The organism is Paenibacillus sp. J31R98 (assembly GCF_056269245.1).
In genome coordinates this window covers 621,515-644,253 of the sequence record NZ_JBWDNO010000002.1, presented here as the reverse complement: position 1 = coordinate 644,253, position 22,739 = coordinate 621,515, and the positions used below count along the sequence as shown (strand labels likewise).

At 50.9% G+C, this 22,739-nt stretch carries 30 protein-coding genes; all 30 read left to right on the top strand.

Annotated elements, in window-relative coordinates:
- Window positions 1-57 precede the first annotated feature (57 nt).
- The 30 genes from prsW (at window position 58) to AC0YNX_RS11360 (ending at window position 22,717) form a co-directional block, all read left to right on the top strand.
- Window positions 58-753 (top strand): glutamic-type intramembrane protease PrsW, encoded by a 696-nt coding sequence (prsW, locus tag AC0YNX_RS11505; protein ID WP_475816230.1) that lies wholly within the window; start codon window positions 58-60, stop codon window positions 751-753.
- Window positions 754-803: 50 nt separating this feature from the next.
- Window positions 804-962, top strand: a complete 159-nt coding sequence (locus tag AC0YNX_RS11500) for a hypothetical protein (RefSeq protein WP_177182557.1) — start codon at window positions 804-806, stop codon at window positions 960-962.
- A 104-nt stretch (window positions 963-1,066) separates the two neighbouring features.
- Window positions 1,067-2,401, top strand: a complete 1,335-nt coding sequence (gene ypeB / locus AC0YNX_RS11495) for a germination protein YpeB (RefSeq protein ID WP_475815813.1) — start codon at window positions 1,067-1,069, stop codon at window positions 2,399-2,401.
- A 119-nt stretch (window positions 2,402-2,520) separates the two neighbouring features.
- Window positions 2,521-3,174, top strand: coding sequence for a flagellar brake protein (locus AC0YNX_RS11490; protein ID WP_475815812.1), 654 nt, complete (start codon window positions 2,521-2,523; stop codon window positions 3,172-3,174).
- Between the two features lie 105 nt (window positions 3,175-3,279).
- Window positions 3,280-3,456, top strand: a complete 177-nt coding sequence (locus tag AC0YNX_RS11485; RefSeq protein WP_475815811.1) for a hypothetical protein — start codon at window positions 3,280-3,282, stop codon at window positions 3,454-3,456.
- Between the two features lie 125 nt (window positions 3,457-3,581).
- A complete protein-coding gene (gene cmk / locus AC0YNX_RS11480) occupies window positions 3,582-4,277 on the top strand; it encodes a (d)CMP kinase (RefSeq protein ID WP_475816229.1) in 696 nt (231 codons plus the stop codon).
- A 3-nt stretch (window positions 4,278-4,280) separates the two neighbouring features.
- Window positions 4,281-4,859, top strand: coding sequence for a lysophospholipid acyltransferase family protein (locus AC0YNX_RS11475; RefSeq protein ID WP_475815810.1), 579 nt, complete (start codon window positions 4,281-4,283; stop codon window positions 4,857-4,859).
- Between the two features lie 117 nt (window positions 4,860-4,976).
- On the top strand, window positions 4,977-6,221 hold the full coding sequence (gene rpsA, locus AC0YNX_RS11470; RefSeq protein WP_475815809.1) for a 30S ribosomal protein S1: 1,245 nt from the start codon (window positions 4,977-4,979) through the stop codon (window positions 6,219-6,221).
- 137 nt (window positions 6,222-6,358) lie between these two features.
- Window positions 6,359-6,985 carry a YphA family membrane protein gene (locus tag AC0YNX_RS11465; protein ID WP_475815808.1) on the top strand — a complete coding sequence of 209 codons (627 nt, stop codon included), beginning with the start codon at window positions 6,359-6,361 and terminating at the stop codon, window positions 6,983-6,985.
- Window positions 6,986-6,988: 3 nt separating this feature from the next.
- Window positions 6,989-7,936, top strand: a complete 948-nt coding sequence (locus AC0YNX_RS11460; protein WP_475815807.1) for a YIEGIA family protein — start codon at window positions 6,989-6,991, stop codon at window positions 7,934-7,936.
- Window positions 7,929-8,108, top strand: a complete 180-nt coding sequence (locus AC0YNX_RS11455) for a capping complex subunit for YIEGIA (protein WP_475815806.1) — start codon at window positions 7,929-7,931, stop codon at window positions 8,106-8,108. The genes AC0YNX_RS11460 and AC0YNX_RS11455 overlap by 8 nt, the downstream gene beginning before the upstream one ends.
- Window positions 8,109-8,255: 147 nt before the next feature.
- Complete coding sequence (der, locus tag AC0YNX_RS11450; RefSeq protein WP_475815805.1) at window positions 8,256-9,578, top strand: ribosome biogenesis GTPase Der; 1,323 nt, start codon at window positions 8,256-8,258, stop codon at window positions 9,576-9,578.
- A gap of 78 nt (window positions 9,579-9,656) precedes the next feature.
- Window positions 9,657-10,253 carry a glycerol-3-phosphate 1-O-acyltransferase PlsY gene (plsY, locus tag AC0YNX_RS11445; RefSeq protein WP_475815804.1) on the top strand — a complete coding sequence of 199 codons (597 nt, stop codon included), beginning with the start codon at window positions 9,657-9,659 and terminating at the stop codon, window positions 10,251-10,253.
- 9 nt (window positions 10,254-10,262) lie between these two features.
- Entirely contained in the window at window positions 10,263-11,288 is a 1,026-nt protein-coding gene (locus tag AC0YNX_RS11440) for an NAD(P)H-dependent glycerol-3-phosphate dehydrogenase (RefSeq protein ID WP_475815803.1), read from the top strand.
- Window positions 11,289-11,401: 113 nt separating this feature from the next.
- Window positions 11,402-11,686, top strand: coding sequence for a stage VI sporulation protein F (locus tag AC0YNX_RS11435; RefSeq protein ID WP_475815802.1), 285 nt, complete (start codon window positions 11,402-11,404; stop codon window positions 11,684-11,686).
- 189 nt (window positions 11,687-11,875) lie between these two features.
- Window positions 11,876-12,055 carry a DUF2768 family protein gene (locus AC0YNX_RS11430; protein WP_475815801.1) on the top strand — a complete coding sequence of 60 codons (180 nt, stop codon included), beginning with the start codon at window positions 11,876-11,878 and terminating at the stop codon, window positions 12,053-12,055.
- A 50-nt stretch (window positions 12,056-12,105) separates the two neighbouring features.
- Window positions 12,106-12,402 carry a 2Fe-2S iron-sulfur cluster-binding protein gene (locus AC0YNX_RS11425; protein ID WP_475815800.1) on the top strand — a complete coding sequence of 99 codons (297 nt, stop codon included), beginning with the start codon at window positions 12,106-12,108 and terminating at the stop codon, window positions 12,400-12,402.
- A gap of 16 nt (window positions 12,403-12,418) precedes the next feature.
- The gene (locus tag AC0YNX_RS11420) at window positions 12,419-12,994 is read left to right on the top strand and encodes a nucleotidyltransferase domain-containing protein (protein ID WP_475815799.1); all 576 of its coding nucleotides are present in this window, start codon (window positions 12,419-12,421) and stop codon (window positions 12,992-12,994) included.
- A gap of 40 nt (window positions 12,995-13,034) precedes the next feature.
- The gene (locus tag AC0YNX_RS11415; RefSeq protein WP_178075105.1) at window positions 13,035-13,382 is read left to right on the top strand and encodes a 2Fe-2S iron-sulfur cluster-binding protein; all 348 of its coding nucleotides are present in this window, start codon (window positions 13,035-13,037) and stop codon (window positions 13,380-13,382) included.
- Window positions 13,383-13,411: 29 nt separating this feature from the next.
- Complete coding sequence (locus AC0YNX_RS11410) at window positions 13,412-14,137, top strand: hypothetical protein (RefSeq protein WP_475815798.1); 726 nt, start codon at window positions 13,412-13,414, stop codon at window positions 14,135-14,137.
- A gap of 511 nt (window positions 14,138-14,648) precedes the next feature.
- Entirely contained in the window at window positions 14,649-16,127 is a 1,479-nt protein-coding gene (gene spoIVA, locus AC0YNX_RS11405) for a stage IV sporulation protein A (protein WP_475815797.1), read from the top strand.
- 275 nt (window positions 16,128-16,402) lie between these two features.
- Complete coding sequence (locus AC0YNX_RS11400) at window positions 16,403-16,678, top strand: HU family DNA-binding protein (protein WP_090573988.1); 276 nt, start codon at window positions 16,403-16,405, stop codon at window positions 16,676-16,678.
- A 171-nt stretch (window positions 16,679-16,849) separates the two neighbouring features.
- On the top strand, window positions 16,850-17,077 hold the full coding sequence (mtrB, locus tag AC0YNX_RS11395) for a trp RNA-binding attenuation protein MtrB (RefSeq protein WP_475815796.1): 228 nt from the start codon (window positions 16,850-16,852) through the stop codon (window positions 17,075-17,077).
- A gap of 77 nt (window positions 17,078-17,154) precedes the next feature.
- Window positions 17,155-17,712, top strand: coding sequence for a hypothetical protein (locus tag AC0YNX_RS11390; RefSeq protein WP_475815795.1), 558 nt, complete (start codon window positions 17,155-17,157; stop codon window positions 17,710-17,712).
- 106 nt (window positions 17,713-17,818) lie between these two features.
- Window positions 17,819-18,658: a heptaprenyl diphosphate synthase component 1 gene (locus AC0YNX_RS11385; RefSeq protein ID WP_475815794.1), complete on the top strand. Its 840-nt coding sequence runs from the start codon at window positions 17,819-17,821 to the stop codon at window positions 18,656-18,658.
- Window positions 18,659-18,678: 20 nt separating this feature from the next.
- The gene (locus AC0YNX_RS11380; protein WP_475815793.1) at window positions 18,679-19,398 is read left to right on the top strand and encodes a demethylmenaquinone methyltransferase; all 720 of its coding nucleotides are present in this window, start codon (window positions 18,679-18,681) and stop codon (window positions 19,396-19,398) included.
- The gene (locus tag AC0YNX_RS11375; RefSeq protein ID WP_475815792.1) at window positions 19,395-20,270 is read left to right on the top strand and encodes a UbiA-like polyprenyltransferase; all 876 of its coding nucleotides are present in this window, start codon (window positions 19,395-19,397) and stop codon (window positions 20,268-20,270) included. The genes AC0YNX_RS11380 and AC0YNX_RS11375 overlap by 4 nt, the downstream gene beginning before the upstream one ends.
- Entirely contained in the window at window positions 20,264-20,890 is a 627-nt protein-coding gene (locus tag AC0YNX_RS11370; protein WP_475815791.1) for a UbiX family flavin prenyltransferase, read from the top strand. The genes AC0YNX_RS11375 and AC0YNX_RS11370 overlap by 7 nt, the downstream gene beginning before the upstream one ends.
- Window positions 20,880-21,746 carry a menaquinone biosynthetic enzyme MqnA/MqnD family protein gene (locus AC0YNX_RS11365; RefSeq protein ID WP_475815790.1) on the top strand — a complete coding sequence of 289 codons (867 nt, stop codon included), beginning with the start codon at window positions 20,880-20,882 and terminating at the stop codon, window positions 21,744-21,746. The genes AC0YNX_RS11370 and AC0YNX_RS11365 overlap by 11 nt, the downstream gene beginning before the upstream one ends.
- Window positions 21,743-22,717, top strand: coding sequence for a polyprenyl synthetase family protein (locus tag AC0YNX_RS11360; RefSeq protein ID WP_475815789.1), 975 nt, complete (start codon window positions 21,743-21,745; stop codon window positions 22,715-22,717). Before AC0YNX_RS11365 ends, AC0YNX_RS11360 begins: the two co-directional genes overlap by 4 nt.
- Window positions 22,718-22,739 lie beyond the last annotated feature (22 nt).

Below are 22,739 nucleotides of genomic sequence, written 5' to 3'. Positions count from 1 at the left end.
TCATAAGCAGGATGCTGTTTGCGCGAGAAGTTTTTACGTCGGAAGGTGAATCTATCTATGCTGCTCTTCTCCATTTTAACGGCTGCGGTTGCGCCGGGCATTTCGCTGCTTACGTATTTTTACTTGAAGGATCGCTATGATGCGGAACCGATTCATATGGTTATTCGGGTATTTCTGCTAGGCGTCCTTATCGTCCTGCCGATTATGGTGCTGCAGAGAGGGCTCGTGCTGTGGCTTGGCGACAGCTCGTTCCTGTTCTCGTTCGGCATCTCGGCTGGCGTGGAAGAGCTGGTTAAATGGTTCGTGCTGTACCATATTATTTTTAATCATACCGAATTTGACGAACCTTACGATGGCATCGTCTATGCCGTAGCGATTTCGCTTGGCTTCGCGACGGTTGAGAATGTCCTTTATGCGGTGTTCCAACCAGCTACAGTCGGCTCGCTCATCATTCGCGCGCTGTTACCAGTGTCGGGGCATGCTTTGTTTGGCGTAACGATGGGCTACTATTTGGGCAAAGCGAAATTCGTGGAGAAGTCGAAGGTGCTGCAATTCCTGATCTTTGCGGCTGCGGTGCCGCTCCTGGAGCATGGCATCTATGACTGGATTATGGGCTCAGGAACGACGTATTGGGTATGGTTCATCGTACCGCTCATGATTTATCTATGGATTAAAGGCGTTCGCAAGATGAACCGGGCTAACGCCGGCTCGCCGTTTCGGATGCTCGGGCACGAAGAAGAGATTAAGCTTTAGGATTTCCGTCCATAATAAGGGAAAAAGCGTAAATGTCCCAGGAGGTATCCATGATTTCGGCTCGTGTCAAAGTGGCGATTCGGTGCAATCTGTGCGGAGAGAAGTTCGTGCTTCGCGGCCGCAGAGAGAAAGACAAGATAGATACTGGCTTCAAGCAGTGTCTATGCAACAACATCCATGATTTTGACGTGGAAGAGGTCGCATTATAGCTGGCGCAAGCCACGAAGAGGATATGTTTCCCAAACATGAATAAAGCTCCTTTCGGCAAACCAAACTAACACCAGGTTTTGCACACGAAAGGAGCTTTTGCCATATGTATCGTCGATTGAGCGCTGTGCTTTTTCCGGTGATGACGCTATTCTTCATCGGTTCGATCTATTGGGGCTATCAAGAGCACCAAGAGAAGAACTCCATCTTGATTAAAGCGGAGAACCAGTACCAGCGGGCATTTCATGATCTATCGTACCATGTTGATCAGCTGCATAGGGAGCTTGGCAACACACTGGCAGTCAACAGCACCTCGCAAGCGTTCCACCGGAAAGGACTTGTGAATGTATGGCGGCTGACGAGCGAGGCTCAGAACGAGATTAACCAGCTGCCGCTTACGCTGTTGCCGTTCAGCAAGACGGAAGAGTTTTTGTCGAAAATCGCCAATTTCTCGTATAAAACGTCAGTGCGGGATCTTAGTAAGACTCCGCTGTCTCCTGCTGAGTTCAAGACACTAAAGACGTTATACCAAGACTCGGATGACATCTCCAAATCGCTGTACGGCGTGCAGGATAAAGTTATCGCGAACAACCTGCGCTGGATGGACGTTGAGATTGCGCTTGCTACTGAGAAATCAACGCTGGACAATACGATTATCGATGGCTTCAAGACTGTGGATAAGAAAGTAAGCGAATATCCGGAGATCAATTGGGGGCCTTCGGTTGCCAGCATGTACGAGAAACGTACGGTGAAGATGCTTGCAGGCAAGAAGAATACGCCTGAGGATATTAAACGGCTTGCCGCGAAGTTCCTGAAGCTGGACGATCCGAAGGGCATACGCGTCGTAGAGAATGGCAAAGGAACGGAATATGAGTCGTATTCGGCTACATACAAAGAGAACGGCGCAGACAATCCGATAGAGCTTGACTATACTCAGCGCGGCGCACAGCTGATCTGGTACGAGAATCCGCGCAATATTAGAAAAGCGATTGTTTCGATTGAAACAGCGAAGCAGAAGGCTGCTGATTTCCTAGCGAGACACGGATATCCGAAGATGAAAGCTATCACGTATGATAAGAATGACTCTACTGCGGTGTTCACATGCGTGACGAATCAGAATGGCGTGCTGATCTATCCGGAGAAGCTGACGGTCAAGATCGCGCTCGACAACGGCGAAGCGGTTGGCCTGCAGGCTGCAGATTATGTTTACGAGCATCATAAGCGCAATTTGCCGAAGCCGAAGCTGATGAGCGCAGAAGCTCGCGCTGTGCTGAATCCGGAGTTCAAAGTGAAGAAGGAGCAAATGGCGTTAATTGATAATGATCTGGGCGAAGAAGTGCTTTGCTATGAATTTGTAGGCAATATCAACCGCGTATTGTACAAAATTTATGTGAATGCGGAAACCGGCGTTGAGGAGTCCATCGAGCAAATGCCGGAGTAACGAAATATAGGACAAAAGGCGCGCTCCTGCAAGGATGCGCGTCTTTCTTTATTTTGAGGCTCTTCCCCAATTTTCGACAGCCTATGCTATAATCGAACTATTGGAGGGGGGAAGCCAAGATGCTACCTAAGATTAACCAGTTTCTATTCTTGCATGTCGCTTCTTCCGATGAAGAGGAAGCTGCCGTTGAGTATAAGTCCAGAATTGCTGATGTTGACGGAGAAGAATTACTTATTGAAGTACCGATCTTGGAGAAGACGGGACGATTGAAACGATTATTCCTTGGGGATGAAATATCCGCTTACTTCGTCACCGAAGAAGGCGTTAAGAACTATTTTAACAGCCACGTACTAGGCTTTAAGGAAGATGGCGTCAGGATGATTCGCATTCGCAAGCCGGAAGCCGAATCCATTACGAAGGTGCAGCGACGAAACTTCCTGCGAGTTGCAGCTGATCTGGAAATCGCGGTCAAGATGGCGAATCAGATCCGTATTCTTGGAATGACCGACGATGTTGGCGGCGGCGGGATTTCGTTCCTCATTGATGGGAAGTGGCCGGTGAAGCAAGGGATGGAGCTGGATTGCTGGCTGCTTGTGCCTTACCGGAACGGCTCGATTGATCATTCGCAGTTCAAAGCGGAAGTTGTCCGCGTCAAACCGCTCGAGAGTGGCAAGAATCAGGTCATGGCGAAATTCTCGCAAATCAATGATAGCGAGAGACAGCGCATCATTCGATATTGCTTCGAACGACAGCTGGATTTCCGCAAGAGATAGTACATAAATAGTACAAGAACTAAAGTGCATAAGGATTGCCACGCGTGGAAAAGCTAGCCTTAATCTCGAGAAGCAGCGCTTCAATGATGAGGAGGCTATTTTTTCATGAGTTACCGATCCCAGCGGCAGTATGAGAGCATTACAGATAACGTAACGAAAGTACTTAAATTAATTATTATTATGCTGCTTGCCGCAATCCTCATAAGCCAGCTCGCACTGCAAATTCCTGCGGTTCGATTATGGGTAACGGGCGTCGATCGGCTGGAGGGAACCCCCTTCTAGCAAGCATCTCGTTCTTTGCACTTGGGTTTGCGCTGTGGTATAATTTTCACTATCGCAGGCAGAGCCTGCTTTTTTAATGGCGATTAGCGCAAGGTAGCAGTCAAGGAGGCTAACAGAAGTTGGGCATGGATGGGGGAAACTTGAGCAGCCGCATTAATGTGGCGATCGACGGTCCTGCAGGCGCAGGCAAGAGCACCGTCGCCCGGAAAGTCGCGCAGCAACTCGAATATGTTTACATAGATACAGGCGCGATGTACAGGGCAGTCGCATATGCTGCGAACCAGGCCGGCATTCCGGCTAGTGACGCGGCAAGGCTGTCAGAGCTCATGACAACAATTGAGATTGCGCTCGAGCCAGGGCCAGACGGACAGCTTGTACGTTTGAACGGCGAGGATATTACGACTGCGATCAGATCTCGGGAAGTGACCTTGCAAGTCTCCGAGATTGCATCTCATGAAGCGGTTCGATTTAAACTCGTTGAGATGCAGCGGCAGCTTGCAGCATTGAAGGGCATTGTAATGGATGGACGGGATATCGGTTCACACGTGCTCCCTAATGCGGAAGTGAAGGTGTTTCTTATCGCCAGCGTTCAAGTAAGAGCGCTTCGCCGATTCCAAGAGTTAAGCGGAAGTGAAGTTGTACCGCTTGAACAATTGGAGAAGGAGATCGCCGAGCGAGACCGGAGCGATGAGAGCAGAGAGCTATCTCCGCTAACCTGCGCGAAGGATGCTGTAGTTGTTGACAGTACGGAGCTATCCATCGACCAAGTTGTCACAGTTATTCTAGACTTATGCCGAACCAAAACGGTGGAGGCGAAGTAAACTATGATATACAACATCTGCCGAGGCCTGCTTCGCATCATCTACGCCGTCTGTTTCAGATTTGAAGCGACGGGGCTGGAGAACATTCCTGCCGAAGGGCCAGTCGTTCTTTGTTCCAATCATATCAGTCTGCTTGATCCGCCAACCGTCGGCACGAAAGTGAACCGCAAGGTGCACTATATGGCCAAGGCGGAGCTCTTCGAAGTCCCGCTGTTCGGCAAGTTCATCAGAACGCTTGGCGCCTTTCCGGTCAAACGGGGCGGTGTCAGCAAAGATGCTATCCGAAATGCGATCACGCTTCTGAAGGAAGGCAATGTGATGGGCATCTTCCCCGAAGGAACAAGAAGCGCGGGCGACAACAGTGCAGGCAAGAAAGGGGCCGCGATGATCGCGCTCCGAAGCGGTGCTGTCGTAATCCCGGTGGCCATTATCGGTCGCTATCGTTTATTCCGTAAGATGCGCATTAAGTATGGCAAGCCTATTGATATGACGGCCTTTATTCATGATTCTTCATCTGATGTGCTTGAACGAGTAACCGACACGATCATGGCGAGAATTCGCTTGATGGTGAAGGAAGGGTAAGACAAAGATAGCGAAGAAGTTTTATTAGCGTTTTAGACTGTGCGCCTGCAAGGTGTGATTCATTCTGAGGCCGCACGTTTAAATAAAGTTGGGGTATGAATTGAGGAGGTAATTTCGATGTCAGAAGAAACAAAAGTTCAAGAATCCGTTAACCAGGAAAGCCAAGAAGCGATGGACAATTTCGTGTCCTTGAAAAAAGGGGACACTGTTAATGGTACGATCGTCAAAATCGAAGATAACCAAGTGTTCGTTAGCCTTGGATATAAATATGACGGCGTTATTCCCCTCCGCGAGCTTTCCTCCGTACAGCTTGGCAACGCAGCAGATGCTGTTCAAGTTGGCCAAGAAGTACAACTGAAAGTCGTTAGCATTGACGACGGCAAAGAAAAGCTCGTACTTTCCAAGAAAGCAATCGATAGCGAGAGCGCTTGGGATTCTCTGCAAACACGCTTCGATTCCGGCGAAGTATTCGAAGTATCTGTCGCTGACGTAGTAAAAGGCGGTCTTGTTGCCGATGTTGGCGTACGCGGATTCATTCCAGCTTCCATGGTGGAGCGTCATTTCGTAGAAGATTTCAGCGATTACAAAGGACGCACGCTTCGCGTGAAAGTGAAAGAAATCGACAGAGAAAACAACAAAGTAATCCTTTCTGCGAAAGAAGTGCTTGATGCAGAATTTGAACAAAATAAACAAAGCATCATCGGCGGCCTGCAAATTGGCCAAGAGCTTGATGGTACGGTACAACGCTTGACTCCGTTCGGCGCATTCGTTGATATCGGCGGCATCGATGGCCTCGTTCACGTATCCGAGCTGTCCTGGCAGCACGTTGCACATCCGAAGGATGTTGTAGCAGAAGGCCAATCCGTTCGTGTGAAAGTACTTAAAGTTGATCCGGCTAACGGCAAGATCAGCCTGAGCATCAAAGCAGCGCAACCAGGTCCTTGGGAGCAATCCGGCGGCCAATTCAACATCGGCGATATCGTAACAGGTACAGTTCGCCGTATCGTGAGCTTCGGCGTATTCGTTGAGATCGCGCCTGGCGTTGAAGGCTTGGTTCACATTTCGCAACTTGCACACCGTCATGTAGCAACTCCGAACGAAGTTGTTAAAGAAGGTCAAGAAGTGAAAGCGAAGATCCTTGATTTCAACCCTGCTGAGAAGCGTGTTTCCCTCAGCATTAAAGAAACTGAGGAAGCGCCTGAGCAAGCTGCTCGTCCTGAGAGAGAGCGCAGCGATCGTGGCGAGCGCGCACCTCGCCAGCCTAAAGTCGAGCTGAACAACCCGAACGTTTCGCTTAGCAACGAGAGCATGAGCTTCACGCTTGCTGAACGTTTCGGCGATAAGCTGAGCAAATTGAAATAATCGTTACAAGTTCATTGAAAGAGCTGTCCCTTTGGGGCAGCTCTTTTTTATTGTGCGGATGCGCTGCCTGATTGCCCCTGCGCTGGATTAGGTTCACCATTTGCAGCGCATAATAGGGCAATGAGGTGAAACCAATCGTGAATGATGGATTTATTGCGTTCTGGCTGCTATCGATGGCGGTTATTTTGTACATGACTGGTTGGAAGGAGCATGTAGCGGATGGGATTCCGCACCGGGCTATCGTGTACTTTATCTTATTCGCGCTGCTGCTGCATTACGTTCAGCTGCCAATCGGCGGCGAAGTCAGCATTACTGGCAGCGGGCTCTTAGCAGTTACATTGGCAGCATCGCTGCTGCTTGCGATGCGGAATTTCGGCGGGATGCTCTTTGTGCTGTTCTCTGCTCTATTGACCGGATTTATGTGGATGTGGATGCGTTATATCTATGGTATTGACCCTGTGTTTATCGCCTTGCATCCTCGTTGGGACGGACCGCTTCTTGCCGGCTTGTTCGCAGGCCTTCTCGCAGACCGGTTTAAAACTCAATTCGTACTTGCCGTAATCGCAGCAGTCCTCTCAGAAGGTAGTAATCTGCTGAGCCCGATCGGGGTAATAAAACCGCTAGTTATCGGTACCGCGACGTGGTGGGATGGCCTTGTCATTGCACTCTGTGCGGCGAGGTTGACGGGTAATGTCAAGCAGTGGCTGAAGGAGAAAACGCTCCGTATGCTGGAGAGGCGCGAGGAAAGAGGAGGGAGTGCATAACCGATGTTTGACCTTAACCATCTATGGGCCGACTTGAAAGCAGGCCATCCGCATCATGTGTTGTTTGGCATTCTGCTCGGTGTTGCATTTGGCATCACTGCACGACTCTCGATGTTGCGAACGGACTACCGGCAATATCCGACGTATCCGCATGGGCGTATCATTCATATCGCACTCGGCGTCATCGCTGCAGCACTTGGCGCTGTAGCTGTTCCTGCGATGTATAAGAAAGATTTCACGGCGATTACGTTCTTGACGCTGGCGGCGCAGCAATTCCGAGATGTACGCAACATGGAGCGGGAGACGCTCACGAAGATCGACAGCATGGAGCTTGTTTCACGCGGGTCTACCTATATCGAAGGCATTGCGATGGTATTCGAAGGTCGCAACTATCTCGTCATTCTATCTGCGCTACTCACGAGCTTAGCTTCGTTGTCGCTCGGGCTGCCATTTGGTCTCATTATGGGGGTCCTCTCGCTGCTCCTCGTCAATAAGTTGAAATCGGGCAAGTCTGTCTCACATATTGCGAAAGCGGAGATCGCTCCAGTCGTTGTCAACGGACCGGACTTGCTCGTCGGCGATATCTACATTATGAACGTCGGGCTTAAAGTGAATCAGCAGTTGATCGCAGAGCGCGGCCTCGGTATTATTCTGAAGCCGTTCAACCCGAACGGGAAGGCGACGCTAAGCAATCTCGGCCAGCGGCAAGCGATTCTATTCGATCTGTGCACAATACTTGGCGTTCATCGGGATGACGGGGAGCCTGCGCTCGTCCCTCTTGCGAAGCTCGATATGCGAGATGGCCGTCTTGCCATCTTCCTGCTGCCTCATGAGCTGGATCCGTCGAAAGCGAAAGCGGTCGTAGAGAAGGTGCCGATTCTGGAATCAGCGGTGCGGATGCCGACGGAGGCTAGCGTGAACAAGCAGGAAGGAGAACGGCAGAATGGGTAAAATTGTAGCGATTGTTACGTTGGAGCATGAGAAGGTGGCCGGCGGCGCTCCAATCTTTGTTGAGCCTGACGAAGAGAAACGCGAACAGACGGCATTCCTTCTTGAGAAAATATTAGATGCGGCCGTTCACGATTTGAAGAACGGGTGTTTCATCCTCGTCAGTCATCACTAATCATGAAATGTTAGCCATTCCCGCTGTTTTTTGCTATGATGGTAGGCGTGAGTATTTGAGGTACCCAATCTTTACTAAACAAATTGGTTGTTGTTGCCACTTAAGTCTCATCATCATAGTCGGCAAGTGAATTTGAGGAGTGAAACTATGTCTAAACCCATTATTGCCATTGTTGGGCGGCCAAACGTGGGGAAGTCTACGATATTTAATCGTGTAATCGGCGATCGCCTCGCGATCGTTGAAGATAAACCTGGCGTTACCCGCGATCGCCTGTACGGTTCCGGCGAATGGAACGGCCGTGCGTTCAGCATTGTCGATACCGGCGGTATCGAAATCGACGGCGAAGACGAAATTATGAAGTCTGTCCGCATGCAAGCGGAGCTTGCCGTTGAAGAAGCGGACGTAATTATTTTTATGGTTGATGCGAAAGCAGGGCTGACGAATGCGGACGATGAAGTCGCACAGATGCTGCTCCGCTCGCGCAAACCGATCGTAGTAGCGGTGAACAAGGTAGATAACTTGAACCGCCGTGACGATATTTATGAATTCTATAACCTCGGCTTCGGTGATCCGGTTGCGATCTCTGGTGCACATGGCATGGGCATCGGCGATCTGCTCGACGCAGCTGTTGAGAAGTTGCCGGAGGAAGTAGAAGACGAGTATGAAGACGATGTTATTCGCGTTGCCTTAATCGGGCGGCCGAATGTCGGCAAATCGTCGCTCGTCAATGCGCTGCTCGGCGAAGAGCGCGTCATTGTCAGCAACGTAGCGGGTACGACTCGCGATGCGATCGATACGCCATTCGAGCGTGATGGACAGAAATACGTGCTTATTGATACAGCAGGTATGCGTAAGCGCGGTAAAGTGTACGAATCGACGGAGAAGTACAGCGTCATGCGTGCCTTGAAGGCGATCGAGCGTGCGGATGTCGCACTCGTACTCATCAGCGGTGAGGAAGGTATTATTGAACAGGACAAGCACATTGCCGGCTACGCACACGAAGCAGGCAAAGCGGCGGTCTTCGTCGTGAACAAGTGGGATGTCGTCGAGAAGGATGACAAGACGATGCAGAACTTCGAGAAGACGATTCGAGATCACTTCTTGTTCATGACTTACGCGCCTGTTGTATTCCTTTCGGCGAAGACGAAGCAGCGCTTGCATAAGCTTCTGCCAGTCGTACAGCACGTGTCGGAGCAGCATGCGCTGCGCATTCCGACGCATGTCTTGAACGATGTCGTCTCGGATGCGATTGCAATCAATCCGCCGCCATCGGACAAAGGCAGACGCTTGCGGATCAATTACGCGACACAAGTCGCCGTGAAGCCGCCAACGTTCGTGCTCTTTGCCAATGATCCGGACATGATGCATTTCTCGTATGAGCGTTATCTCGAGAATAAGATTCGCGCAGCCTTCCAGTTTGAAGGCACGCCTGTCCGCATCTTTACAAGAAAGAAATCAGACGAAGATTAATTATTGCTGCGGCCGTCTCTGGTGTCCCGTTCACGGGGCACCAGTTTGCTGCATTTATGAAGAAAGAGGCGATTATTCGTGTTTACAGTCCTTGCGATTCTCATTAGTTATTTAGTTGGTTCGCTATCATTCAGCATATTAATTGCAAAATGGGTCAAAGGAATCGACATTCGCCAGCATGGCAGTGGCAACGCAGGGGCGACGAACACTCTTCGCGTGTTGGGCAAAGGTCCAGGCATCACAGTGTTCTTGCTTGATATTGCAAAAGGCGTCGTTGCGGTGCTGCTCGGTCTTTACATGGCTGGCGGCGATTGGGGACCAGTGCTGTGCGGGCTGGCGGCAATCTTCGGGCATAACTGGCCGGTATGGTTCGGCTTCAAGGGCGGCAAAGGCATTGCGACTACGGTAGGCGCGATGGCTACGCTTGCTTTTATCCCGACGCTTATTGCCGGTATCGTTGCGATTATTATTATCGCGATTACACGCTTTGTTTCGCTAGGATCGCTTATATTTGCTCTGCTCGTGCCAATCTTTATTTGGAACGTCAGCGATAAACCGTTGTCCTATGTGTGGGCAGGCTTGATTGTATGCATTCTCGCATTCGTTCGTCACCGGACGAATATTGTTAAGCTGCTGCAAGGTAAAGAGAACAAGCTTGGCGCTAGAAAAGGGTAGGAGGTCTCTATGTCGACGAAACGTAAAGTAGCTGTGCTCGTTGCAGGCAGCTGGGGAACGGCTCTAGCCACAGTTCTGGCGGATAACCAGTATGACGTTGCGCTGTGGACACGGGGCGAGGCGCAAGCCGATGAGATCAATACACGCCATACGAATAGCCGGTATTTGAACGATGCCATTCTGCCAGATGGCATTTCGGCTACGACAGATATGAAGCAAGCCGTAACGGGAGCAGAGCTAGTTCTCTTCGCAGCTCCGTCCGCAGCGATGCGCGATGTCGCAAGACTGGCACAGCCATTCTTGGAGCCTGACGCGATCATCATCCATGCCACGAAGGGCTTCGAATCGGTTACATACAAGCGGATGACGACAGTGCTTGCAGAAGAGCTGCAAGTACCGCTGGAGCGGCTCGTTGTACTGTCCGGTCCGAGCCATGCTGAGGAAGTGGTTAGACGCCTGCCGACAACGGTCGTCGTAGCATCAGCCAGCATTGAAACGGCGGAGAAGGCGCAGGATGCGTTTATTACGCGTCACTTCCGCGTATACACGAATAAGGATGTCATCGGCGTAGAAGTAGCCGGCGCCATCAAGAACATCATCGCGCTCGGCGCAGGGCTTACTGACGGACTCGGCTTCGGCGACAATGCGAAGGCGGCGCTGCTGACGCGCGGCTTGGCGGAGATCAGCCGCCTCGGCACGGCAATGGGCGCAAGTCCGCTTACTTTCGCCGGTCTAGCTGGTGTAGGCGATCTTGTCGTTACCTGTACGAGCAAGCACAGCCGAAATTGGCGTGCGGGCTCCATGCTTGCGGAAGGACTCTCGCTTGACGAGGTGCTAAGCAAGATGGGCATGGTCGTTGAAGGCGTGCGCACGACTAGCGCAGCGCGTGAGCTGGCGCATCACTACGGCGTCGAGATGCCGATTACGGAGCAGCTGTTCGCCGTGCTCTTCCAGAACAAGACGCCTCGCAGCGCGGTTGAGTCGCTGATGGCCCGCGGCCGTACACACGAGACAGAAGACATGGCAGGCGTATAGCCTACACCATTGCAATCCCTTCCTCATATTATGCTAGGAGCACCTCGCTGCAGGTGGCTAGCGATTGCGAGTTTTTACCTAACGCTGTAAAAACTTGGAGGAGGGAATAAAAGGTGAGCGGTAAGAAGGATCTTTCCAAAGATGTTCTGAACGCTGTCAACAAGAAGACAGGCAAACCGGTCACAGAAGGCGCCGTGAAGAAGCTTGCCAGCGGCGTGACTGAAGATACCATGCAAAGTGAAGAAGAGCTTCGGAAGCTCATCATGAGCGTCTCCGCGATGGCGAAAGTGCCTGTGACGGAAAAAACGGTTAATGATATCGTCGGAGCCGTCAAGAAGAGCGGCATGAATATGGGCAATCTCGAAACGCTTATGAAGATTATGCTGCTCAAGAAGTAATGGTAGTGACTTTCGCATGAAGCGCGTGGCCGTAGGCATCTGCCGGGCTCGCTTGCTTGCGGGAGTCCTTTTTTCTATACAACAGCCTTCTGCGCACATGCCCGTAATTTACAGCAAAAGTAGCTGAGTAAACCGTACAAGTGGTATAATAATATGAATAATTGGCGCACAAGGTGGTCGTAAAGCATTATGGATCCAATGATGAAGATGTGGGTGTCCTTTGTAGGCATCGGTTTAATGGCGATTGCAGCGGTTATGATTTCGCTGGCAAGGCTGAAGACGAAAGGCATATTGCGGGCTGTTCTCTCCATGACCGCCTTTCTGTTACTAGTGATTGGCGGGTTACTCGGCCTGTTCTCCATCGCTTAATTTGCAGCTTTGATCTTACTAGTTATGGAGTGGAAGGGACGAGTTCTAACATGTTGGAATTGAAAGGCCGTACGAAGCTTGCAACAGTAGAAGCGGAGTCAGGGATGTCATTGCTTGATATGGCTATCAAGCACAATGTAGATTTTGCATTTTCATGCACAAGGGGCACTTGTGCCAGATGCCGCTGCCAGATTGAAGCTGGCGCAGAATTTCTGGAAGAAGTGACGGATGAAGAGTGGGACCGTCTTGAGCCTCATGAGCTGGAGGAAGGCTATCGATTGAGCTGTCAGGCGATCATTAAGCCTGGAGCTGGCACGATCGTTGCTGTGAACCGGCCTTATTTCTGAGGAGGGACCTATCGTTATGAACGAAGCTGCACCATTCATCCGTGCGCTTATGAAGATAGCCGAAGCGGCCGAAGGAATCGAGGCCAAGTGGCTAATCGGCGGCAGTACAGGGCTGCTGCTGCGGGGAATGGAGCTTGAGAAACTTCCCAGAGACCTGGATCTATACGCAGATGATGCGGATGCGGCAGCTCTCCATCAGGCGCTGCTGCCTTACGCCATCGATGAACAGCAACAATCTGTGAGCCCGATCTATCGTTCGGTGCTCAGCCATTACCTGATTGAAGGTATACAAGTCGAGCTTGTCGGCGGCTTCGTCGTCACAGCGGGTGAAGACTGTTATAAGGTTGAAGTTCGAGATACGTTAGCTGCGCGCCAAAGCGTCATTCAGGCAGGCGACTATCAGCTCGGTATTGTTCCTCTGGGACACGAGCTATGGTTCAACGTGCTGAGAGGACGCGAGGACCGCGTTGCGCTTATTGTTTCAGAGATTCGGCGAGAGCCGGATCAGCATGCGGAGGCAGTGCATGATATTGCCTCCAGTAATCAGCTATCGGCTAGGACGATAGCGATTGTTGAGCGACTTATCCAGTAAGTGAAAGGGTAAGTACGAATATGGAAGCGAGGAGATTACGTTGAACGTGACGATTACGTTTCTCCCTTCCGGGCGCAGTGCAACTGTACGTGCAGGGACGACAGTGCTGGAAGCCGCAAGACGGGCAGGTGTGCCGATACGCACGAGATGCGACGGCAAGGCCGCATGCCTGATGTGCAAAGTGACAGCTCCGAACAGCTCTTCCGGACTGTCACCGCTAAATGACAATGAGCGTCATAAGCTCGCAGGACTTGACCGTTCGGGAACAAGGCTCGCTTGTCAGGCCAGAGTGTTCGGCCGTACCGTTGTAGAAGTGCCGGAAGATCCGCTGCGTGCAGCAGTCCGGAAACAGATGATGCGTCAAGCGGAAGAAGATGAATTGTGGTAATTAAGTGAGGCTAGGGGGATAAACACACCATGAGAGGGACTCGAAGCGCGGCTGCAGCTATTGTAGTGCTATGTATGGCTGTCATGCTGTCCGGCTGTCTGTATCCAAAGGATGAGCTGGGCCAGTATCAGAAGCCGCCGAAAGACGCAATAATGAATGTACAAGCCGTTATAGACCAATATCAGAAAGATACGGGTTTGCTCCCTATGCAGAATAGTGAAGCCAGCACGCCGATATATGAGAAGTTTAAAATCGATTTCGATAAGCTGCAGCGGATGGGGTATATGTCGAGCGTGCCGGACTCCGCCTATGAGAAAGGCGGCAGCTACTATTATTTGATCATTAACGAGGATATCGATCCTACCGTTAAACTTATGAATCTCGTGGTCTATCAACAGATGAATGACCTGCAAGCTTCTATTAAAGCGTATAGCGATGCGCATAGCGGCAAGCTGCCTGCAAGCACTGAACTGTATCCAGGTTTCTCTACGATTGACTTTAAGACTCTGGATGAGAAAGAACCGGATCTGCGCAGCATGTTCTCCGGCAGCACGCTTACGCCGATGATGGATGCCAAAGGCATGGTCTATCTTGATTACGGCCCGGACATCATGCAGGCTATGGCTAAAGCTAGCCAGCAGCCTGCCGCCAATGAGGATTTGCGCGAGATTCTTGTCAGTAATTCCGATTTTGTCCCAGTGAAATCAACGGTTTACCACCTGGTGAATGGGGAGCCGCAAGCCGCTTCCAAATAACCGAATCACGTACTAATCTGATGCTCCTGCCTAACTCGGCAGGAGTTTTTTTATTAGCTCGTAAAAAGAATTGACTGCTGTGCAGCGAAACTTTATTCGATTCATCGCAATAAAGTTCCCAATGTTCACAGCGAAACTTTATTCGATTACTCGCAAATAAGATTTCACTGCTGTGCAGCGAAACTTATTTCGATTCATCGCAATAAAGTTCCCACTGTTCACAGTGAAACTTTATTCGATTAAGGCATAGCTTTCGTCTTTCTCTCATATATCTCAATCTTGGAAGGCCGGAACCGTTAAGGCTTATGGAAATCTATAAGATTTCATTGCTGCATTCGTCATAATTAGGAAGAGGACGCAATAAGCTATTACTAGTCCAAAATCATGTACGAGTTGCGTCGCTGGCAAGACGAGCGAGCAAGCGGCGAAACCTGACGACGAACAGCAGGAGGCAACGCAGCAGTACGGTACGTCCATGTACAGGCGAATTACGATTGGGAGGGGATATTCAGTGGAGAAAGTGGACATTTTCAAGGACATTGCCGAACGAACCGGCGGGGATATTTACCTCGGCGTCGTCGGTGCGGTCCGCACAGGCAAATCAACCTTCATCAAGCGGTTCATGGAGACGGTTGTGCTGCCTAACATCACGAACGATGCCGATCGGGTAAGAGCGATTGATGAATTACCGCAAAGCGCCGCAGGCAAAACAATAATGACGACCGAACCGAAATTCGTACCGAACCAAGCGGTGCAGCTTCGGGTGGCAGAGGGGCTTGATGTCAATATCAGGCTCGTTGACTGTGTCGGTTATGCCGTTGTCGGCGCCAAAGGATACGAGGATGAGAACGGTCCTCGGATGATTACGACGCCGTGGTTCGAAGAGCCGATTCCATTCCAGGAAGCGGCTGAGATCGGCACGCGCAAAGTCATCCAGGAGCACTCGACGCTTGGGGTCGTCGTCACGACTGACGGAACGATTGCAGAAATTCCGCGCAGCTCGTACATCGAAGCCGAGGAGCGGGTAATAGGCGAGCTGAAGGAAGTCGGCAAGCCATTCGTGCTCATCGTCAATTCCACACGTCCGAAGAGCGAAGAGGCATTGCAGCTGCGCAATGAGCTTCAAGCGAAATATGACATTCCGGTCATTACGCTTAGCGTAGCAACGATGGGTGAAGAAGAAGTCATGTCCGTTCTGCGCGAGGTGCTCTATGAGTTCCCTGTGCATGAAGTGAACGTGAACCTTCCGAGCTGGGTTATGGTGCTGAACGATAACCACTGGCTGCGCAGCAACTACGAGAATTCCGTACGCGATACGGTGAAGGACATTCGTCGTCTGCGCGATGTCGATCGCGTTGTGTCGCAGTTTATGGAATACGAATTTATCGCGCGCGCAGGCCTGAGCGGCATGAACATGGGGCAAGGGGTCGCTGAGATTGATCTCTATGCGCCGGATGAATTGTATGACCAAATCTTGATGGAAGTCGTCGGCGTTGAGATTCGCGGCAAAGACCATCTGCTCCAGCTGATGCAGGAGTTCTCGCACGCGAAACGGGAGTATGACCGGTTCGCGGAAGCGCTCGAGATGGTCAAGACGACTGGCTACGGCATAGCAGCGCCTACGCTTGCGGAGATGGCGCTTGATGAACCGGAGCTCATCCGCCAAGGCTCGCGCTTCGGCGTCCGCCTGAAAGCGACTGCGCCGTCTATCCATATGATTCGAGTCGATGTCGAGTCCGAGTTTGCGCCGATTATCGGAACCGAGAAGCAAAGCGAGGAGCTCGTCCGGTACTTAATGCAAGATTTCGAGAACGACCCGATCAAGATTTGGGAGTCCGATATCTTCGGAAGGTCGCTTCATTCGATCGTAAGGGAAGGCATCCAGGGCAAAATCGCGATGATGCCGGACAACGCGCGCTACAAATTGCAGGAAACTCTTGGCCGAATCATCAACGAAGGATCTGGCGGTTTGATTGCCATAATCTTGTAAAAGAAGGAAGGCACGCCATGCGGCGTGTCTTTTTTTCGCCCTTGAAAGCGGTAAAAATGATAAAAAACCTAGGAATTGCCTAGGAAATCGCCTACAGCCTCTTGAAATTTACGTGCTAACTGTATTACTATAAATCTGTTCATTGGTTCAATATGCAGGATTTGCACATAACGGAATTTCTTTGCACCAGAGCCTGCATGTATAATTTTTCGGGTTTCGGTAAAACAAGATGATAATGGTGTGCATAAGAACTGCCGTCAGGGGAGGTGAAAGAAATGAACAAAACGGAACTGATTGCGAAAGTAGCCGAATTGACTGACCTTTCCAAGAAAGATGCTTCCAAAGCGGTTGATGCCGTTTTTGATGCCATCTCCGAATCGCTGCAAGGCGGGGATAAAGTACAATTGGTGGGCTTCGGTAACTTCGAAGTGAAGAGCCGCGAAGCGCGCAAAGGTCGTAACCCGCAAACGGGTGAAGAGATCGACATCCCGGCAAGCAAAATTCCATCTTTCAAAGCTGGTAAATCTCTGAAGGATCAAGTTTCCCAATAAGAAGCGGTTAACGCCGTTTGATGACGTCCGAGTGCATCCTGCATTCGGACGTTTTTCGTCAGATGGCCCTCTCGCCTGTCTCTATTGACAAGGGTATGCAATTCCAGTAGACTGTTGCTTGCTCGTATACATAAGGTAAACAAGAAGCTTGATGAAACGGAGGCTGTGCACATGGAGGACATGAACGGCGAGTATATCGTCATCAAAGCGAAGGCTCAAGGGGTTCAGGTGATTGGCTTGACTCGCGGGCAAGATACGAAGTTTCATCATACTGAGAAGCTTGATAGAGGCGAAGTGCTCATTTGCCAGTTCACGAATCATACGTCCGCGATCAAGATTCGCGGTAAAGCAACCGTGCTAACCAAATATGGCACCGTCGACACGGACGATGAACGTTAAAAGCAGGCATAGCCTGCTTTTTTAGTTTGTACACTAAGAGAAGAAGGACATTCTATGCGTGAAGGGCGGAAGCAGTCATGCCACATAGATCCTCTTGGTGGTCGTCACAATGGAGAAGACTTGTCATCGCTTGTTCAATTACACTATCGCTTACGCTGCTGATATCGGTATTCCCGCTCATTGCACACCGCACTTCAGAGAACAAGGGTGATGTATCTGTATTTCATCCCGTTCCAATTAAACGACTGAGTTCCGGTGTAATTGTAGACACGATGCTAAGCCTCGGACTCTCACTTCAGGTGAAGAGTGTTGCGTGGAAGGGCTCGGTGCTGTCCGTGGACTTATCTACGGATGGATACGGGGAAGCTGAAGAGGTATGGATGGCAGATTTGCAGCGGCTGCTTGAGCTTGCTTTTGTTCAGACCGATAATGTGAGCCGAGTGCTTGTCCGCTTCGTTACACCCGTTCGTCAGAGCGTCGGAAGCGATGAGACGAGGCTGCGGCTGCTCGCTGCGGCCGATGTGAGAAAAACAGATTCATGGCTGTCCACAGATCTGTCAAAATTAAGTGGCGAGGAATCGTTTTATGACGAAAATTGGCGAAAGCGTCTGCGGTTGTCTGTATCCCAGTTGTAGCATAACGGTTAACATAGTGCTATAATAATTAGATTAAAAAGCAGCAACAACTCTCGCTGTACTGTTCGGAGGCTAGGCCACAATGAAATCGTATAGAATACCTGAAATGGCTAATAAGTACATTGAATACGATATGATTCAAGCACACACGGAGCTGCCGGAATTTCCCGAATCGCGGATCCGGCTGCTCTTTACATTTTTGGCCAATCAGCGTACACCGCTGATGCACAGTGAGCTGTATGCGCTTGTCGTATCACTCGTGCAGTTTGGCATGGATACGCATGACATGATTGATTCCGAGTCCGCCCGCCTTCAGGAGAAGGAGATGCGGTCGCGGCAGTTGAAGGTGCTCGCAGGCGATTATTACTCGAGCCGCTTCTATCAGTTATTGGCGCAGGCAGGGCAGGTGGAGATGATCCGCCGCATCAGCAATGGTGTTACGGAAGTCAACAAGCTCAAGGTCACTTTCTATATGCGTATGAAGCAGCTGAAGCTGACTGCGGAAGAGTATGTATCGCAGTATGTGCGTATTAAGACCGAGCTGTTCCACGCATTCTCGTCTGTACTGGATGAGAAGATGGCGTTAATCTGGACTGATCTGCTTCACGGCGTAGGCCGTTGTGAAGTGGTAATGGACGAACTGATCCGCAGCGAGAAGCCGGAAGCATTCGAAGGCAGCTGGGGTTATTGGCATGTCATGGACAGCGGTACGGATGAAGAGAAGCGCAAGCTGACTTCGGATTCAGCGATGGAGCCGGCATTCACTTCGTCACTGCTTGCTAAGTATGACATTCAGGGGCAACTAACTGAGAAGCTGAAGCAGTCCGTGCAGCACGTACAGTCACTTGTATCCAAGTTAGAATCTGATAAGCTTGCCCGTGAGCTGCAGCAGCTCGGCGAGTCGTTTCTACGGCCGCTATTGCCCGCAGCTTCGGCTTTTGAATAGAGAAAGTAAGGTGAACACTAGTGCAATCCAAGTCAAAAGAAGAACATGTGCACGCCGTATTTGAGAGCATTGCGCCGAAGTACGACTTGATGAACGATCTGATCAGCTTCGGCAGGCATAAAGCATGGCGTAAATTTACGATGCGTAAGATGGACATGAAACCTGGCGCGACAGCGATTGATCTGTGCTGCGGCACCTGTGATTGGACGATTGGGCTGGCAAGAGAAAGCGTGAGCGGCGGCATAGTCGGTCTCGACTTCAGTCAGAACATGCTTGAAGTTGGCAAGCAGAAGGTCAAGCGCGAAGGGCTTGATCATCAGATATCGCTCGTACAAGGCAACGCGATGGCGCTGCCGTTCGAAGATAATCGGTTCGACTACGCGACGATCGGTTTCGGTCTTCGCAACGTGCCGGATCTGGAGCAAGTGCTTCGTGAGATGATGCGCGTCGTGAAGCCGGGCGGACAAGTTGTCTGTCTGGAGATGTCCAAGCCGACGTGGCAGCCGTTCAAAGGCATTTATTATTTCTACTTCGAGAAGGTCATGCCTGCAATCGGCAAGCTTGTAGCGAAGAAGTATGAGCAGTACAAGTGGCTGCCGGAATCGTTGAAGACGTTCCCGGATTCGAAGCAGCTTGCGGCCAAGTACCGTGAGATTGGTCTGACCAATGTGCGCGTTTATCCGTTTGTATTCGGTGTCGCGGCATTACACATGGGGACGAAGGGAACGGACAACGGATGATTCGCAAAACGAAAATAATTCTCGAAATGATTAAATTTGAGCATACCATCTTCGCGCTTCCGTTTGCCTTCATGGGTGCGCTGCTCGGAGCGGTCATGCTCGAGAACAGGCTTCCGCATTGGGCCGAAATCGGCTGGATCATCCTTGCGATGGTCGGCGCAAGAAGCGCGGCGATGGGACTCAATCGCGTCATTGACCGCGTTATTGATGCGAAGAACCCGCGCACAGCGAAGCGGGCAATTCCAGCGGGGTTGTTGAAGGTCGGTGAGGTTGTATTGTTTATCGCCGTCTCGTTCGCAGTGCTGTTCATTGCGGCATCGCAGCTTGACCCGATCTGCATGAAGCTGATGCCGATTGCAGTCTTCTTGCTTGTGCTTTACTCGTATACAAAACGTTTTACGTGGTTGTGCCATGTTGTGCTTGGCCTCACGATCGGACTCGCGCCGCTTGGCGGATGGGTTGCCATTACTGGCGAGTTCGAAGCCTCCGCATTGGTGCTGTATGGCGCAGTTGTATGCTGGCTTGCCGGCTTTGATATTATTTATGCGTGTCAGGATTTCGATTTCGACCGCAAGGAAGGCGTTCATTCCATACCTGCCCGCTTCGGTCAAGCCGGGGCGCTGCGCCTTGCTCGCGGATTTCATTTGCTAACGGCAATCGGATTCATCTCATTATTCTGGCTAACGCCGCTTAGCTGGTTGTATTTAATCGGCGCGCTTGTCTCGGTTGGTATGCTCTGCTATGAGCATATGATTGTACGGCCAGACGATATGAGCCGCGTCCAGACGGCATTCTTCACAATGAACGGCACGCTGAGCGTCGTCTTGTTCGTCTCCGCGTTGCTTGATTTGGTGGTGCTTCATAAGTGGTAGCAGAAGCATCTCGCAAACGCTGGGTCGTCGGCATTACGGGAGCAAGTGGCGCTCTCTACGGCATCCAGCTCATTCGCAGTCTTGTGGAAGCAGAGCAGGACGTGCATCTGGTTATCACGGAAGCAGGCTGGCGTGTGCTGAAGGAAGAGCTCGGCTGGGAAACGACGAAGCGTCAGCAAGCCATCGAGGCTGCATTTCCTGGGCTCGTAGAGAGCAGGCGGTTGAAGCTGCATCCGAATGCCGATATTGGCGCAAGTATTGCAAGTGGCTCGTATCGGGTAGAAGGCATGATCATCATGCCATGCTCGATGGGCACACTAGCTTCGATCGCGCATGGTATCTCGGATGATTTGATGACGCGCGCTGCGGATGTTATGCTGAAGGAAGGGCGCAAGCTGATTATCGTGCCCCGCGAAACACCGCTTCATGCGATTCATCTGGAGAACATGCTTACGCTGGCGAAGCTTGGGGTTAAGATTATCCCGGCTATGCCGGCGTTCTATTATGGACCGCAAACGATTGGCGATATGGTGAATTTTCTAGTTGGGAAAGTGCTCGATCAGCTCCCGCTGGATCATGATTTGTACAGAAGATGGGGAGATGAACAGCATGGGGATTAATCGCCCGATTACCGTCGGTCGCATTGACTATGCGAACGTTTGGCCTATTTTTCATTATGCGGAGGAACAGCTCTCGCCAGATCGGTTCAAGATCGAGAAGCGAGTGCCTTCTGCGCTAAACCGCGCGCTGCGCCAAGGCGAGATTGACATTACTTCAATGTCCTCATTCGCCTATGCGGAGAACGCGGAGAACTACTTGCTGCTGCCGGATTTATCAGTCAGCGCTAAGGGACGGGTCAATTCGATACTGCTGTTTCTGAAGAAGCCGCTTGAGGAAGTGCTGCGAGGACGAATCGCGGTAACGACGACTTCAGCAACAAGCATTAATTTACTCAAAATACTCATGAAGCTCTATTACAATGCAGAGCCATCTTATATTACAATGGAACCGAAGCTGGATGAGATGCTAGAAGAAGCGGATGCCGCCCTTCTCATCGGAGATACAGCGATTCATGCTTCTTGGGAGAATGCTAAGCGAGGCTTGAAAGTGATCGACCTCGGTGAGCTTTGGCGCAATTGGACAGGCTACGGCATGACGTTCGCGCTCGTGGCTGTACGCCGTGAAATCGCAGCTGCTTATCCCGAAGCGGTAGCTGATGTCCATCGCGCTTTGATGGCTAGCAAGGAGAAGAGTTTGCAAGAGCTGACGCCGCTTATAGAGAAAGCTTGTGCGCTGCTTGGAGGCGAACCGGCATATTGGAGCCGTTATTTCAAGGAGCTGCATTATGATTTCGGTTCGAATGAACAGGCGGGACTCACGCTTTACTTTGATTACGCGAATCAGCTGGGACTCTTGCCTAATGAAGTACAGATGCAATTTTTTGAAGACCAAAACGTCCTTAAGGTGAACAAATGAAACTACTTGATATTTACGCCAAACTGAAAAGCGATCTTGATGCCATTGAGGCTAAGCTAGCGAGCAGCGTGACGAGTGATCACGCCCTTCTTAGCGATGCCTCTACGCATCTGCTCAAAGCGGGCGGTAAACGGATACGTCCGGTTGTCGTGCTGCTTGCTGCGAAATTCGGTGATTACCGACTGGATGTGCTCCAGAAGGTTGCCGTGCCGCTTGAACTTATACATATGGCTTCTCTTGTCCATGATGATGTTATCGACAACGCGGAGACGCGCCGCGGCCAGCTGACCGTGAAGTCCAAGTGGGACAACCGGATTGCGATGTACACGGGCGACTATATCTATGGTAAAGCGCTCGCGCTCGCGACCGAGCTTCCGAACCCGCAAATTCATCAAATTTTATCGCATGCGATGGTTCAGATGTGTATTGGCGAGATGGAGCAAATTCGTGATTTCTTTAATACGGATCAGACCGTGCGCAATTATTTGCTTCGTATTCGCCGTAAAACCGCTCTGCTTATCGCGATTAGCTGCCAGCTTGGCGCCATTGCCGCTGGAGCGGACCGCAAATCCTCGAACTGTTTGTACCGATTCGGCTATAACATGGGAATGGCATTCCAGATTAGGGATGACCTGCTGGACCTGCTCGGCACGGAGAAGCAGATTGGAAAACCGCCGGGCTCGGATATCAAGCAAGGCAATATGACTTTGCCGGTTCTGCTTGCGCTGAAAGAACCAGGAAATTCGGAGGAATTGCTCGCGGAAATTATTAAAATTCGTGAGTCGAATGGAGCAGGGGAAACGAAGCGGGCGTTGAACATAATACGTAAGAGTGCAGGCATACATACTGCTGACGCGATGGCAACTCGTTATATCAAAAAAGCGATTGCAGCGTTAAACAGTTTGCCAAACATTCCGGCGAAGAAGAATTTAACGGATATCGCCCATTTTGTAGGAAAACGAAACTACTAATTGCGTCAAGGAGGGAATTTCG